Consider the following 12,795-nt stretch of genomic DNA (forward strand, 5'->3'; position numbering starts at 1 on the left):
CCGAAGGTTCCCGGTAAGCATACAGCCCGGGGGCACGCCAGCTCCGGAACACGGAGCCATTCCGGAGCGGTGATTCGCTGCCAGCGGAAGGACGTGCCGACCGGGCTCAGGAGTGCCGGGCGGGAAGGGTCTTCGGCTTCCAGGTCGGCCGCGTTGCCTCATAGGCGGTGATGTCCGGTTCCTGCTGAAGCGTCAGCCCAATGTCGTCCAGTCCTTCCATCAGCCGCCACCGGGTGTAGTCGTCGATCTGGAAGGGCGCGGTGATCGATCCGCAGCTCACCGTGCGGGATTCGAGGTCCACCGTGACGGTGGTCCCCGGGTGGTTGTCCAGTTCCTTCCAAATGAGCTCGATGTCACCCTGGGCCACCTGAGCGGCAACCAAGCCCTGCTTGCCGGAGTTCCCCCGGAAGATGTCCCCGAACCGGGAGGACAGCACGGCACGGAATCCGTAGTCCTTCAGCGCCCAGACCGCGTGCTCGCGGGAGGAGCCGGTGCCGAAGTCGGGGCCCGCCACGAGGACCGAACCGTCGGAGTAGGGCTCCTGGTTGAGCACGAACTCGGGATCCTTGCGCCAGCGGGCGAAGAGCGCGTCATCGAAGCCGGTGCGCGTGATGCGTTTGAGGTAGACGGCGGGGATGATCTGGTCGGTGTCGACGTCTGATTGGCGCAGCGGCACGCCGACACCTGTGTGGGTGGTGATCTTTTCCATGTTCGGGTGTCCTTACGCGGCGGATGCGGCGGCTGCGCCGTCGATCGGGTCCAGGTCGGAGGGTGAGCTGAGCGTGCCGCGGACCGCGGTGGCGGCGGCGACCAGGGGCGAGACCAGGTGGGTGCGCCCGCCCTTGCCCTGCCGGCCCTCGAAGTTGCGGTTGGAGGTCGAGGCGCAGCGCTCCCCCTCTTCCAGCTGGTCGGGGTTCATCCCCAGACACATGGAGCAGCCGGCGAACCGCCATTCGGCACCGAAGTCCTTGAAGACCTGGTCCAGCCCCTCGGCTTCGGCTTCCAGCCGCACCCGGGCGGACCCGGGGACGACGATCATGCGGATGTCCGGGTCCTTCTGCCGTCCTCGGATGATCTCTGCTGCGGTGCGCAGGTCCTCCATGCGGGAGTTGGTGCACGACCCCAAAAAGACGGTGTCCACGCGGATGTCCTTCATCGGGGTTCCCGCGGTCAGTCCCATGTATTCCAGCGCCCGTTCGCAGGCGGCGCGGGCGTTCTCGTCCTCGAAGTCCTCCGGCGCGGGAACCGGCCGGGAAAGTGAAACGCCCTGTCCGGGGTTGGTCCCCCAGGTGACGAAGGGCTCCAGCTCGTCGGCGTTGATGTTGACCTCGGCGTCGAAGGTGGCGTCATCATCGGTGCGCAACGTCGTCCAGTACTCGACGGCGGCGTCCCAGTCCTGCCCTTGGGGTGCGTGGGGGCGGCCCTGGAGGTAGTCGAAGGTCGTCTGGTCCGGCGCAACCATGCCCGCGCGTGCGCCGGCCTCGATGGACATGTTGCAGATGGTCATGCGGGCTTCCATGGACAGCGCACGGATGGCGGAGCCACGGTATTCCAGCACGTAGCCCTGACCGCCGCCAGTGCCGATCTTGGCGATGACGGCCAGGATGATGTCCTTGGAGGTGACGCCGGGGCGCAGCGTTCCCTCGACGTTGATCGCCATGGTCTTGAACGGCTTGAGCGAAAGCGTCTGGGTGGCCATGACGTGCTCGACCTCGGACGTTCCGATGCCGAACGCCAAAGCCCCGAAGGCCCCGTGGGTGGAGGTGTGGGAGTCACCGCAGACGACGGTGACCCCGGGCTGGGTCAGGCCGAGCTGGGGTCCGACCACGTGGACGATCCCCTGTTCCTTGTCGCCCAGCGGGTGCAGCCGGACGCCGAATTCGGCGCAATTGCTGCGCAGCGTCTCGATCTGTGTTCGCGACGTCAGATCGGCGATGGGCTTGTCGATTTCCAGCGTCGGCGTGTTGTGGTCCTCGGTGGCGATGGTCAGATCGGGCCGGCGCAGCGGACGCCCGGCCAAACGCAGTCCCTCAAAGGCCTGAGGGGAGGTGACCTCGTGAATCAGGTGAAGGTCGATGTAGATGAGGTCCGGCCGTTTGGCGTCGCCCTGACCGCCGCCCTCCTGGACAACGTGGGCATTCCACACCTTTTCGGCCAGCGTCTGCGACGCTCCGACGGATACCTGCGGTGACGACATATCGGTTTTCCTCCTGGAATCTTGCCTCCCTCCAAGGAAACCACCGCTCGACGATGCAGTGCCAGCACTTCGCCGTGCATCTCAAATGCTGAGACGGTAGTATCAAATCATGGACACACCCAGTGGAGTCGGAGTCATCGACAAGGCAGCCCTCGTCCTCGACTCGCTCGAGGCGGGACCCATCAGCCTGGCGCAGCTGGTGGCCGCGACGGGCCTCTCAAGGCCGACCGTGCACCGGCTGGCCCAGGCGCTGGTGCATCACCGGCTGGCGGCCAAGGACATCCACGGACGCTTCATGTTGGGCAGCCGACTCGTCGAGCTGGCCTCGGCAGCCGGCGAGGACAGGTTGATCGCCGCGGCAGGTCCTCTGCTGATCCAGCTCCGCGATGCCACCGGCGAGAGTTCGCAGGTATTCCGCCGCCAAGGCGACCACCGAGTGTGCGTGGCTTCGGCGGAACGCCCCGTGGGCCTGCGCGACACCATCCCGGTGGGAACCCAGCTATCCATGAAGGCCGGATCTGCCGCCCAGGTCCTCCTGGCCTGGGAGGACCACGAGCGCCTGCTCCATGGGCTCAACCATGCCCGCTTCTCCCCCACCATTCTGGCCGGGGTCCGCCGTCGGGGTTGGGCCCAGTCACTCGGCGAACGCGAACAGGGCGTCGCCTCGGTTTCTGCCCCCGTCCGCGGGCCGTCCGGGAGGGTCATCGCCGCGGTCTCCATTTCCGGGCCCATCGAACGTCTGACCCGCCAACCGGGCAAGGCGCATTCGGAGATCGTCTGCCGGATCGCCGCCCAGCTCAGCGAGGCGTTGAGGAAGCCATCCTCCTAGCCGCCCGTCTGGCCGCAACGCTCAGTATGGCCAGCTCCACCCACCATTGCTGTTGGGGTCGTAGACCACCGTTCCGCTCTCGTACGGGACATCCAGCACGATCTTGCCGCTGACCTTTTGTCCGGGGTTGACCAGCGCGGGTGCCAATACGTCGTCGCCCAGGCAGCCCCAGGCCGATTCGGAAGCCACTTTCCGGTCGATGACCCCGTGGGGGTCAGTGACCGAGAAGGCTTGGGACACCAGCGGCATGAACAGCTCATCCGCAGAGCCGGAGACTTCCTTCGAGATGCCGCGGTCCAGGCTGGCTTCGACATCGAGGATGAGGAAGGTGCCATTCTCCGGGGTCATTCGGAAATTGCCGACGCGGGCGGGACAATCCCGTGCCACGGTGATCTTGCTGACTTCCAGGGAGAAGAGCTTCTTTCCGTCTTCGGCTGCCAGGACGGCAGCGTCTCCGACGTCCTTTTCGACGTTGTCCAACCGGTCCGTGGTGACGTCGGCACCGCTGGACGGGTCCACACTCAGGGCTTCGGGGCCCTGCTGCTGGAGCTCGGGTGCCTTCGTCGATTGGGCAGCCACGGTTCCGAGAACCACCGACCCCGCCAGGACGACGGCGCCACCGGCAACACAGAGGGTGCGCTTGATGTTCATTGTCTCAGTACCTCTTCAGGTAATCGCCGGACGCCACGGGAATGCCCGACTTTTTCATGTAGGTGGCCATCTTCTTCGACGCCACGTAGGCCCAGACCTTGGCCCCGGAGGCGTCGGTGACCAGCTTGCGGTTGTAGTTCTGGTTGTCCAACGGCTTCTTCGGGTCGAACCGCTCCCAGCTGTCCATGTTCCTCAGCGTGGCGGTGTGGAGTGACGGCTTGAACTTCATGCGCTCGACGACTACCTGCCCAGTTTGGGTGCCGGGGACCATGTAGGACCACCAGGTCTTGTCCCGTCGCAGGTAGAGGTTGTGTCCGACGACGGTGGTCCTTTTCTCGGAGGACGTCTTGCCCTTGATCAGGAAGTAGGCGGACTGCCCGTGGCGCAATGTCCCGTAGACCGCGACGTCGTAGCGGTCATGGGTGGAGAGGTACGTGTTCTTGATCCATCCGGTTCCCCGGGTCGTCTTGACGTTGGACCATCCGGAGCGGGTCGCGAGGTATTCGACTTTGCTCCAGGCATTGATGGTCCCCAGGGAACGGTGCTTGGTGCCGTCGCCGGTCCGGACATTGACCTTGCTGGTGGCCCACCGGTAGGCCTTGGGTTTGAGGATGCTCACGGGCTTTTTTTTCAAGCCAGCCGAGCTGACCCAGCCTGCGCCGGAAGATGACTTGACGTAGTCCCAGCCGGATGTGGATCGGAACCATTCGACCTTGGTGTCCTTGGAAAAGGTCGCCGTCTTCTTGGCGCCGGCTCGGATCGTCGCAAAGCCCGCCATGGAGGACTTCGCCCAGCGGTACACGGGTGCCGGGTTCTTGTCGGACAAGGAGGCCGCTGGAACGTAGCCGGTCTTGGTGTTGACCTTGACCTGACGCCACGCGCCCGAGCTGCCCAGATACTGAACACGCGTCCTGCGCTGGATCCCGGTCACCGCCGTCGAGGATGTGGATGCCGACTTCTGCAGGATCGTGTATTTCGTCATGTACCGGTAGACCGTTTTCGGTGCGGTGGTCTTCGTGGTGGTCTTGAGGTACTTCGAGCTGGCCCACCCGGTCTTGCCGGCCGCCTTGACCCGCCACCACTGTCCCGATTTCTTGCCGGTGGGGACCACGACGGTGCCCTTTTTCAGGACGGCTAGGCTGCGGTGTTTGGTGGCCGCCCCGGTCCGTAGGTGGACGTTCGCCGTCGTGCGGACAGTTTTCGCCGTGGTGGCCCGAGCAACACTCAGCCCAGCGGCGACCGGGGAGGCCGAGGACATCTGGGGCACCCCCGACGACGTCAGGGTTCCTTGTTGCGGCGCCGCGACCACGGCCATTTCCACAGCGTGGGCCGGAATGACGGGAGCACCCAGGAGGACCAGGCTCAGGACGACGCCGGCACCTCGTCTGAGGCGACGCCCCATCTCGTCGATCCCGGTGCCGTCGTTTCCGCGACCGCGCGAAAACGTGTACCCCCATGGCCCCATGAAAGCGCCTCTCCCCCATTTATCCAGCTGTACGAGCAAACCTGAAAAGCAGATTAGCCCACAAATGGGGGAATGAGAATTCTATCCGCCGAAGTGGTCAAAGCCTGGTCCGCGGAGGGCTTCACGCGCCTCCTGGAGTGGCTGGGAATCCAAGAGCACTGGCGGGGCGCCCGTACCTGAGTGTTCTGTGACCTGCCCAGCTTCTACGACCGAGCCAACAGGGTGGAAACCTGCCGGAAGCGTCGTGCTTCTCGGGAAACAAGCCAGCAGGCCATGGTCTTCGCCCCCGGCCAGCACCCAGTCCAAGGCGTCGCCGCCGAGCCGCTCTGCTGCAGCCGTCACGTCGATTCCCCCAGACGACATCTCGGCGAGCAGGCGATGGAGCGCTGCCGCTTCCAGGTTGATGGCGACAGAGCTGGCGCGGGCAATGCGTCCTCCGTCCCTCACCAGTCCATCGGAGATGTCCATCATGGCATTGGCTCCTGCCGCGGACGCGGCAGGACCCGCCCACAGCGGTGGACGCGGGCGGCAGTGCAGCGCGACAAGGTTCCGCGCGGCATCGTCGAGCGTCGCATGGGGCAACTCAGATTCCAGCAGGGACAGGCCAGCGGCGGCCGCCCCGAGGACGCCGCACACAGCCACGACGTCGCCTGGACGCGCGCCGCTGCGCAGGACGGCGGGTCCTGTCAGGGACCCGGTGAGGGCAGCCGTGATCGACAACTCCCCGCCCGAGCTCAGGTCGCCGCCGGCCAGACCGCAGCGCTGAGCGCCCAACTCACGGACGGCTGCAGTGAAACCCTCGGCGATGCCTTCGGCCCATACCACCGGGGTGGCCGGCGGCAGCGTGAGGCTGATGACAGCTGCGGTGGCCACTGCCCCCATGGCGTTGATGTCCGAGAGGTTTTGGGCCGCGGATTTCCAACCGACGTCGTAGCCGGTACTGCGGTAGCCGTTGCGCCATAGAAGCCGGAAGTCCTGGTCCTGGACCAGGGTGTCGACGGTGAAAACGAAACGGCCGCCGGGTGCCTCGATCACCGCCGCGTCGTCGCCGGGCCCGAGCAGCATGTCTGCACCGTGGAGCCGGGGAAGGATGCGTTCCAGAAGTCCGGACTCCCCCAGCCCGGCGACGGTGAGTTGCATGTCATCGGATGCTCTGTCAGCCACGGGCCCTCCGCACGGCATCGGCAAAGTCGTTGAAACGTTGGACTTCCGCGGCCACTGGTTCGGCGACCCCGCGACGGGCGACACGGGAGATTGATGCGGTCAACCTCCTGCGTGCCACCCGTGCACGACGGGAGGCCGCCATGCGGGCCAGGAGGCCTGTTGCCAGGCCCAGCACGATCCCCAGCAGGACCCCACCGACGAGCATCAGGGTTGGCACGGGAAAGCCCTCGACACGAGGGGCGGACGGAACATCGAGCTGCAGGTATCCCATGAGCGCCAACACGCCGAGCCAGCCGACTCCGCCCAACGCCACGGCGAGTGCGATCCACTGGAGAACGCCGACAATTGGCCACCACCAGGAACCCCGGCCCGCGCCGATGTCCGTGCGTGCGATCGCCTGGTCAAGCGTGTCCGTCAGAGTGTCTGAACTGGCACGTGCGGCGCGCCGAATGGATCCACGCCATGCTTCCGGGGCTCCGCTGCCGGCAAGCTCGGCGTAAGCGCGGACTGCGGAGTCGGCTTGGGCCCGCTGGGCAGGGCCAGGAGGGGGCAGGGATGTCCGGTTGACGGCCGGATTCACGTCCGTGCTGCTGAGGTTCAGCCGGCGTAGCGGATCCGGCCGTAACCTTCCCAGCCAGCGAGTCACCGGCCATCCGGTGCGGGCGCGCGCCTTGAGCCGGTAGGACTTCCGAGTTGCCTCAACGACCGTTGCGACGCCAGAAGCCTCGGCGAGTTGCTCGGACAGCCGCCGCTCTGCTGCCACTTGCGGCAGGGCAAGCCCCGATTCCCATGCCCTGCTGGCACCGGGGTCAACAGCGGTCTCCCCAGCTGCCAATGCGTCGGCTGCGGCTGCGACGTCCTGCAGCAGCCGGTCGGTTGAAGCCGAGTGCTCGACTGCGACCGCGGCAATGGCCTCTCGGAGGCCCTCGATCCCCTCGCCACTCGTGGCGGAAACGGCGAGGATTCGGGGACGGCGCAGGCCTTCGGCCTCCAAGATGGACCGGAGTGATTTCAGTACGGGTCCACGGCTGTCGGCCCCGAGTCTGTCGATCTGGTTCAGCACCACGAGCGTGACACCGGAGTAGGAGGACATCGGCCGGATGAAATCATGGTGGACAGCGGCATCTGCGTACTTCTGCGGGTCGAGCACCCACACCAGGACATCCACCTGGCCGGCCAGGCGGGTCGACGTCTCGCGGTTCGCCGCGGTCGTCGAGTCGACATCCGGAAGATCGAGCAGGATAAGTCCGCTGGCCGACTCACGGTTCCGGCGCATCAGACCCGGCTTGACCGTGCCCAGAGGCTCGGCCAATTGGTGGCGCTCGCCAACCTGCAGCCAGTCCAGAAGTTCGGCAGCGCCTTCGGCTTCCCAGATGCCCGCGAGGGGCTCGCTGGTCGTGGGGCGCGTGGCTGCCGCGCGGGCGAGGTTGTGTCCGGTCACGGCGTTGAAGAGGGATGATTTCCCGCTGCCCGTGGCACCGAAAAAGCCCACGACCGTGTGCTCTGCGGAGAAGGACCGGCGCGCAGAAGCCCGTTCCACAACGGATTGTGCTTCTTCGATTCCTGTTTCCGTCACTCGTCCCTGACCGAGCTCGGTGGCCTGTTGCAGAGCCTCCAGCCTCAGCACGAGTGGTGAGGCCGCGCCGTCCTTGCGTCGTCGGCTCATGGGGTGTTCCCCTGGGAGGCATCGGTCAGGGCATCGAGCCGTTGGGCTATCGACGTCAATTCCGCAATGCCCGCTGGAGTCGGGACGGCCGTCAACAGGTCCAGGAAGCGGGTGCTTTCCTCTGCCAAGAGCCGTTGCACCCGCGAGTCCAACTTCTCCCGTGCCTGTTTCGCCAGGCGCCGTACGGCGTCCTCACCGAAAATCGCCTCCAGGAGTTTCTGGCCCACGATGGCTGATCCGCCGGCGATGCCGACCTCCAGGCCGGTGAGTCCTGCGGTGGAGGCGAAAACGACGATCATCAGGGTCACGGCAACCCCGTTGATCCCGAAGGACACCATGCGGGCCGTGAAACGCTTGCCGGCCCCCTCGGAACGGATGATCTCCATGAGGTCGACTTGCCAGTCGCGGATCTCCGCGGCCACTCGGTCCCCAAAATCGGACGTGACGGAACCGAGGTCGGCGCCGCCCAGCAAACGACGGGCGGCGGGATCGGCGCGCCAGAAGGCGTCAGTTTGTTCGGCTGCCTTGGCGGCCTCGTCGATGATCACGGCGTGGAGGCCGGTTTCGATGGCCTCCTCCACCTGTTCGACGGGCTGGGGACGTCCGTTGAAGAATGCGCCGATACGATCGCGGAGCCGCCCGATCCCCGACTCGAGGGAGCGGAAGAATTCGCCGGTGCCGACGAAGTCCTGCCAGCGCGCCAGGACTTCGCCGCGCAGAAGTGTTCCATCCTGGGTGGCCGCGCCGATGCGCGCAGTGGCTGCGTCATAGGCCGCGGCGACATGCGCTGACAAGCGGGCACCGGCGTCGTGCTGCTGTTGTTCGGCGAAGGCGAGCCCGGCGGAACGTTCCCCGAGGCGGCTGACGGCACCGGCGAGTGTCCGGCGGGCGATGGTGGCACGCTCTGCCGCGTCTTCGGCGATGGCGGTCAGCCACTGTCGGATCGGCGTGACGATCGCGGCCGGGAGCATCCCCTTCCCGTTCAGTTCCGCTTCGGGAATCACGAAGAGTTCGGCAGCGTCAAGGCCTTGCCGCGCGAGCATGTTGCGCAGGTCCGAGGAGATCTCCTCTTCGACGCCCTCGGGAACCCTGTCGAGAATGACCGCCACCGTGATGTCGCGGGCTGCGGCATCAGCGAGTAGCTTCCAGGGGACGGCATCGGCGTAGCGGTTTGCCGTCGTGACGAAGAGCCACAGGTCCGCGGCGGAAAGGAGTTGGCCTGCGAGTTGGCGGTTGGCATCGGACACGGAGTCGATATCGGGTGCGTCAAGGAGCGCGATGCCTGCGGGAATGGCTTCATGCTCAAGTACCACCAGGGAGGTGTCGGCATCTGTGCCGTGCTCCGGCAGCCCACCAGCACCAGGCAGGTGCCCATCGGTGGCAGGCGTTTCGGTAATACGGCCCAAGTTGGGGAGGATGCGGTCGCTGAGGAACCAGGCGGCTTCGGTGGGGTGATGGAGGAGAATGGGCTGGCGGGTCGTGGGGCGGATGGCGCCGGCACGAGTCACTGGGTGTCCTACGATCGCATTGACCAAGGTGGATTTTCCTGCTCCCGTGGATCCGCCGACGACCGCGAGCAGCGGGGCGTCGAGGGTGCGGTAGCGGGGCAGGATGTAGTCGTCGAGTTGTTCGATGGCTCGGGCTACTCCAATGCGGGCGTCTGCTGCGCCCGGGAGATCAAGTGGCAGGTGAACGCCTTCGAGAGCCGTCCTGCATTCTTGGAGGAGCCCGACAGCAGCTTGGGCACCTGCCGCTTCACGGTCCGCCTCGTTCGTAGTCACGTGTCCATCATGCCAAACATGGACCAGAGCGCGTACCGCCACGGCCAACGGAGCAAGACCGGCCCTGGATAACGAAAAACGCGGTACACACCGAGGTGTACCGCGAATTCCCAGACGTGACCCCAGCGGGATTCGAACCCGCGTTACCGCCGTGAGAGGGCAGCGTACTAGGCCGCTATACGATGGGGCCATAGCTTGTCCGTCATACTCCCCGGACAATGCCAGCCGGCGCAGTGTCTGCTCCGGCTGTAGCGCTGGGATACCAGGACTCGAACCTAGAATGTCGGTACCAGAAACCGATGTGTTGCCAATTACACCATATCCCAATGGTTTGCCGCGGCCCGTTCCCTGCCCTTTCGAGCTGTTCCCGGTGCCTCAGCACGAGAAATAACTTTACCCGAGGGCCCCGGCAAAACCAAAATCGTCCATCCAGTCGTCGCGGCGGACGTCAGGCCAACGTTCCCCTGAAGGCCCTCAGCCGAGCGAGCGAGGAATCCTTTCCCAGGATCACCATGGACTCAAACAGTGGCGGGGATACGCGCTTTCCCGAGACCGCGGTGCGCAATGGACCGAAAGCCAAACGCGGCTTGATGCCCATTCCCTCGATCAGTGCCGACCGGAGTACACCCTGGATCGACTCTGCATCCCAGGAATCCAGCTCAACCAAAGCACCAACAGCGTTGTCCAGCACTTCATCGGCGTTACCTGGCATGCCCTTCAGGGCATCCTGATGGATGACGATTTCATCGTCGCCGCGAAAGAGGAATTCGATCATGTCGGGCGCTTCGCCTAGCAAGGTGATGCGTTCCTGGACCAGAGGAGCAGCCTCGTCAAGGATGCGCGCCTCGTCGTCGGTCAGTGTCTCTCCGGTCAATCCTGCACGGTTCAAATAGGGAATCAACCGGTCGCGGAAATCCTGCGCCTCAAGCATGCGCACATGGGTGCCGTTGATGGCTTCTGCCTTCTTCAAGTCGAAGCGCGCCGGGTTGGCCAGCACGTCATGGACGTCGAAGGCCTCCACCAGCTGCTCGCGGCTGAAGATGTCCTCGTCCGCCGACAGGCTCCACCCGAGCAACGCCAGGTAGTTCAGTAGCCCCTCGGGGATGAACCCGCGGTCACGGTGCAGGAACAGGCTGGATTCCGGGTCCCGCTTGGAGAGTTTCTTGTTGCCTGCACCCATCACATACGGCAAGTGCCCGAACAAGGGCATGTACTGGGCAATGCCGACGTCAATCATGGCCCGGTAGAGGGCGATTTGCCGCGGCGTCGAGGAGAGCAGGTCCTCGCCTCTCAGGACATGGGTGATACCCATCAAGGCGTCGTCCACCGGGTTGACCAGCGTGTAGAGGGGTTTGCCGTTGGCTCGGACGACAGCGAAGTCCGGAACGGTTCCCGCCTTGAACGTGATTTCACCGCGGACCAGGTCCGTGAAGGTCAGGTCCTCGTCCGGCATCCGGAGGCGAAGCACCGGTTCACGTCCCTCCGCACGGAATGCCGCAACCTGCTCGTCGGTTAGATGGCGATCATAATTGTCGTACCCGAGTTTGGGGTTCTGGCCGGCCGCCCGATGGCGCGCTTCGACTTCCTCGGGCGATGAGAACGACTCGTACAGATGACCAGCATCCCGCAGCTTGGCGATCGCATCCTGATAGATATCGGCACGCGCGGATTGGCGGTAGGGCTCGTGCGGTCCGCCTACGGCGACGCCTTCGTCCCACGTGATGCCCAGCCAGTCGAGTGCGTCAAGCAGCTGCTCGTAGCTCTCCTCGGAATCGCGTTTGGCGTCGGTGTCCTCAATCCGGAAGACCATCTTTCCGCCGGTGTGCCGGGCATACGCCCAATTGAACAGCGCAGTACGGATGAGGCCAACATGCGGCGTACCCGTCGGAGATGGGCAAAAGCGGACTCGGACTGGGGTTTCGTCGGTCACAGTGGGAATTTGGGATGGCTCAGTCATGATGACTCCCATCCTAATACGCCCGTCGTTACGGTCGGGATCAGCCTGCGTTGCCCTTCCGCTGTCCCCGCATGGCCGCCACGAGGCGACGGATGAGCAAGGCGACGGCCAGGACGATGGCCACCGCGAGCAAGGTGGCAGTTACCGGAACCGGCCAGTGCATGCGGTAGGAGATCCGCGAACAGATGGCCAGCACCCAGGCCGACGCCCACAGGGCGGTCAACCGCTTCTGCCATCGGGACCTGGCGGCCCTGGTGCGTTGTACGTCAGTCATCGCCTCGCGCATCGCGCGTCCTACCCGGCGCTTGCCGTACACGCCGTACCTAACGTCGGAAGGTGTTGGTCAGGGTCCCGATACCTTCAATTTCGACGTCATAGCGCTGCCCTTCGCGAAGCAGTCCAACGCCGGCGGGCGTTCCTGTGAGCAGGATATCGCCGGGAAGCAAGGTAAACGCTTGCGATGCGTAGGACACCAGTTCGGATATGCTCCAAACCATCAGCGTCGTGTCGCCATCCTGGACCGTCTGGCCGTCCAGACGGCCTTGGATTCGCACGTCTTCGACGTCCAGATCGGTTTCAATCCATGGACCGATGGGACACGAGCCATCCCAACCCTTGGCACGGGCCCACTGGCCGTCTGTCTTCTGCGCATCCCTCGCCGTTAGGTCATTGGCACATGTGTAGCCAAAGATGACGTCAGCGGTCTTCTCAGCCGGGACGTCCTTGCAGATTCGTCCGATGACTACGGCCAGCTCGGCCTCATAGGAAATCTCGTCGGAGAATGCCGGGAGGGTAATCGGATCGCCGGGGCCTACCACTGAGGTATTGGGCTTCAGGAACATCAACGGCGCGACGGGCACCTCATTGCCGAGCTCCTTGGCATGCGCCGCATAAGTCCGGCCGAAGCAAACGACCTTGGACCGCGGGATGATCGGCGCCAGCAGGCGGACATCCTCGAGCCGGTGGCGGGCCCCCGTCGGCTGGATACCCTGGAAGAAGGGATCGCCGGCGATGACCGCGATTTCTTCGCCGTCCACGACGCCGTACATGGGGTCACTGTCTAGAACAAACCGAGCAATACGCAT

The 12,795-nt window shown here is 65.0% G+C and carries 11 protein-coding genes and 2 tRNA genes; 1 reads left to right on the forward strand and 12 read right to left on the reverse strand.

The genetic code is table 11. The features are described 5' to 3' along the window. Positions 1 to 106: 106 nt before the first annotated feature. Together leuD and leuC are read right to left on the reverse strand one after the other, a co-directional pair. Positions 107 to 709 (reverse strand): 3-isopropylmalate dehydratase small subunit, encoded by a 603-nt coding sequence (gene leuD / locus ACN0TP_RS09885; protein ID WP_417218675.1) that lies wholly within the window; start codon positions 707 to 709, stop codon positions 107 to 109. Positions 710 to 721: 12 nt separating this feature from the next. Further along, a complete protein-coding gene (leuC, locus tag ACN0TP_RS09890) occupies positions 722 to 2,197 on the reverse strand; it encodes a 3-isopropylmalate dehydratase large subunit (RefSeq protein WP_417218676.1) in 1,476 nt (491 codons plus the stop codon). Between the two features lie 109 nt (positions 2,198 to 2,306). Between leuC and ACN0TP_RS09895 the strand changes: the two genes are divergently transcribed. After that, positions 2,307 to 3,026, forward strand: a complete 720-nt coding sequence (locus ACN0TP_RS09895; RefSeq protein ID WP_417218677.1) for an IclR family transcriptional regulator — start codon at positions 2,307 to 2,309, stop codon at positions 3,024 to 3,026. 21 nt (positions 3,027 to 3,047) lie between these two features. Here ACN0TP_RS09895 and ACN0TP_RS09900 read toward each other — a convergent pair whose 3' ends face one another. The 10 genes from ACN0TP_RS09900 to ACN0TP_RS09945 form a co-directional block, all read right to left on the reverse strand. Next, on the reverse strand, positions 3,048 to 3,677 hold the full coding sequence (locus ACN0TP_RS09900; RefSeq protein WP_417218678.1) for a hypothetical protein: 630 nt from the start codon (positions 3,675 to 3,677) through the stop codon (positions 3,048 to 3,050). Positions 3,678 to 3,681: 4 nt separating this feature from the next. After that, positions 3,682 to 5,142, reverse strand: a complete 1,461-nt coding sequence (locus ACN0TP_RS09905; protein WP_417218679.1) for an SH3 domain-containing protein — start codon at positions 5,140 to 5,142, stop codon at positions 3,682 to 3,684. A gap of 81 nt (positions 5,143 to 5,223) precedes the next feature. Next, positions 5,224 to 6,282: a thiamine-phosphate kinase gene (gene thiL, locus ACN0TP_RS09910; protein WP_417218859.1), complete on the reverse strand. Its 1,059-nt coding sequence runs from the start codon at positions 6,280 to 6,282 to the stop codon at positions 5,224 to 5,226. Between the two features lie 16 nt (positions 6,283 to 6,298). Further along, the gene (locus ACN0TP_RS09915) at positions 6,299 to 7,972 is read right to left on the reverse strand and encodes a GTPase (RefSeq protein WP_417218680.1); all 1,674 of its coding nucleotides are present in this window, start codon (positions 7,970 to 7,972) and stop codon (positions 6,299 to 6,301) included. After that, a complete protein-coding gene (locus ACN0TP_RS09920) occupies positions 7,969 to 9,753 on the reverse strand; it encodes a dynamin family protein (RefSeq protein WP_417218681.1) in 1,785 nt (594 codons plus the stop codon). Before ACN0TP_RS09920 ends, ACN0TP_RS09915 begins: the two co-directional genes overlap by 4 nt. Positions 9,754 to 9,870: 117 nt before the next feature. Further along, positions 9,871 to 9,943: transfer RNA gene (locus tag ACN0TP_RS09925), tRNA-Glu, on the reverse strand. A gap of 64 nt (positions 9,944 to 10,007) precedes the next feature. Beyond that, positions 10,008 to 10,079, reverse strand: a tRNA-Gln gene (locus ACN0TP_RS09930). 122 nt (positions 10,080 to 10,201) lie between these two features. Beyond that, positions 10,202 to 11,710 carry a glutamate--tRNA ligase gene (gene gltX, locus ACN0TP_RS09935; RefSeq protein WP_417218682.1) on the reverse strand — a complete coding sequence of 503 codons (1,509 nt, stop codon included), beginning with the start codon at positions 11,708 to 11,710 and terminating at the stop codon, positions 10,202 to 10,204. A gap of 40 nt (positions 11,711 to 11,750) precedes the next feature. Beyond that, positions 11,751 to 11,984, reverse strand: coding sequence for a hypothetical protein (locus ACN0TP_RS09940; protein ID WP_417218683.1), 234 nt, complete (start codon positions 11,982 to 11,984; stop codon positions 11,751 to 11,753). 49 nt (positions 11,985 to 12,033) lie between these two features. Continuing rightward, the gene (locus ACN0TP_RS09945) at positions 12,034 to 12,795 is read right to left on the reverse strand and encodes a fumarylacetoacetate hydrolase family protein (RefSeq protein ID WP_417218684.1); all 762 of its coding nucleotides are present in this window, start codon (positions 12,793 to 12,795) and stop codon (positions 12,034 to 12,036) included.

This window comes from Arthrobacter sp. (genome assembly GCF_048266065.1).
GTDB lineage: Bacteria > Actinomycetota > Actinomycetes > Actinomycetales > Micrococcaceae > Arthrobacter_H.

Excerpts from the sequence above, each read along its gene's own strand:
- ACN0TP_RS09945 (WP_417218684.1), bottom strand. The coding sequence starts at position 12,795 with ATGCGTATTGCTCGGTTTGTTCTAGACAGTGACCCCATGTACGGCGTC.
- ACN0TP_RS09905 (WP_417218679.1), bottom strand. The coding sequence starts at position 5,142 with ATGGGGCCATGGGGGTACACGTTTTCGCGCGGTCGCGGAAACGACGGC.
- ACN0TP_RS09940 (WP_417218683.1), bottom strand. The coding sequence starts at position 11,984 with ATGACTGACGTACAACGCACCAGGGCCGCCAGGTCCCGATGGCAGAAG.
- ACN0TP_RS09900 (WP_417218678.1), bottom strand. The coding sequence starts at position 3,677 with ATGAACATCAAGCGCACCCTCTGTGTTGCCGGTGGCGCCGTCGTCCTG.
- leuD (WP_417218675.1), bottom strand. The coding sequence starts at position 709 with ATGGAAAAGATCACCACCCACACAGGTGTCGGCGTGCCGCTGCGCCAA.
- ACN0TP_RS09895 (WP_417218677.1), top strand. The coding sequence starts at position 2,307 with ATGGACACACCCAGTGGAGTCGGAGTCATCGACAAGGCAGCCCTCGTC.
- leuC (WP_417218676.1), bottom strand. The coding sequence starts at position 2,197 with ATGTCGTCACCGCAGGTATCCGTCGGAGCGTCGCAGACGCTGGCCGAA.
- thiL (WP_417218859.1), bottom strand. The coding sequence starts at position 6,282 with ATGCAACTCACCGTCGCCGGGCTGGGGGAGTCCGGACTTCTGGAACGC.
- gltX (WP_417218682.1), bottom strand. The coding sequence starts at position 11,710 with ATGACTGAGCCATCCCAAATTCCCACTGTGACCGACGAAACCCCAGTC.
- ACN0TP_RS09915 (WP_417218680.1), bottom strand. The coding sequence starts at position 7,972 with ATGAGCCGACGACGCAAGGACGGCGCGGCCTCACCACTCGTGCTGAGG.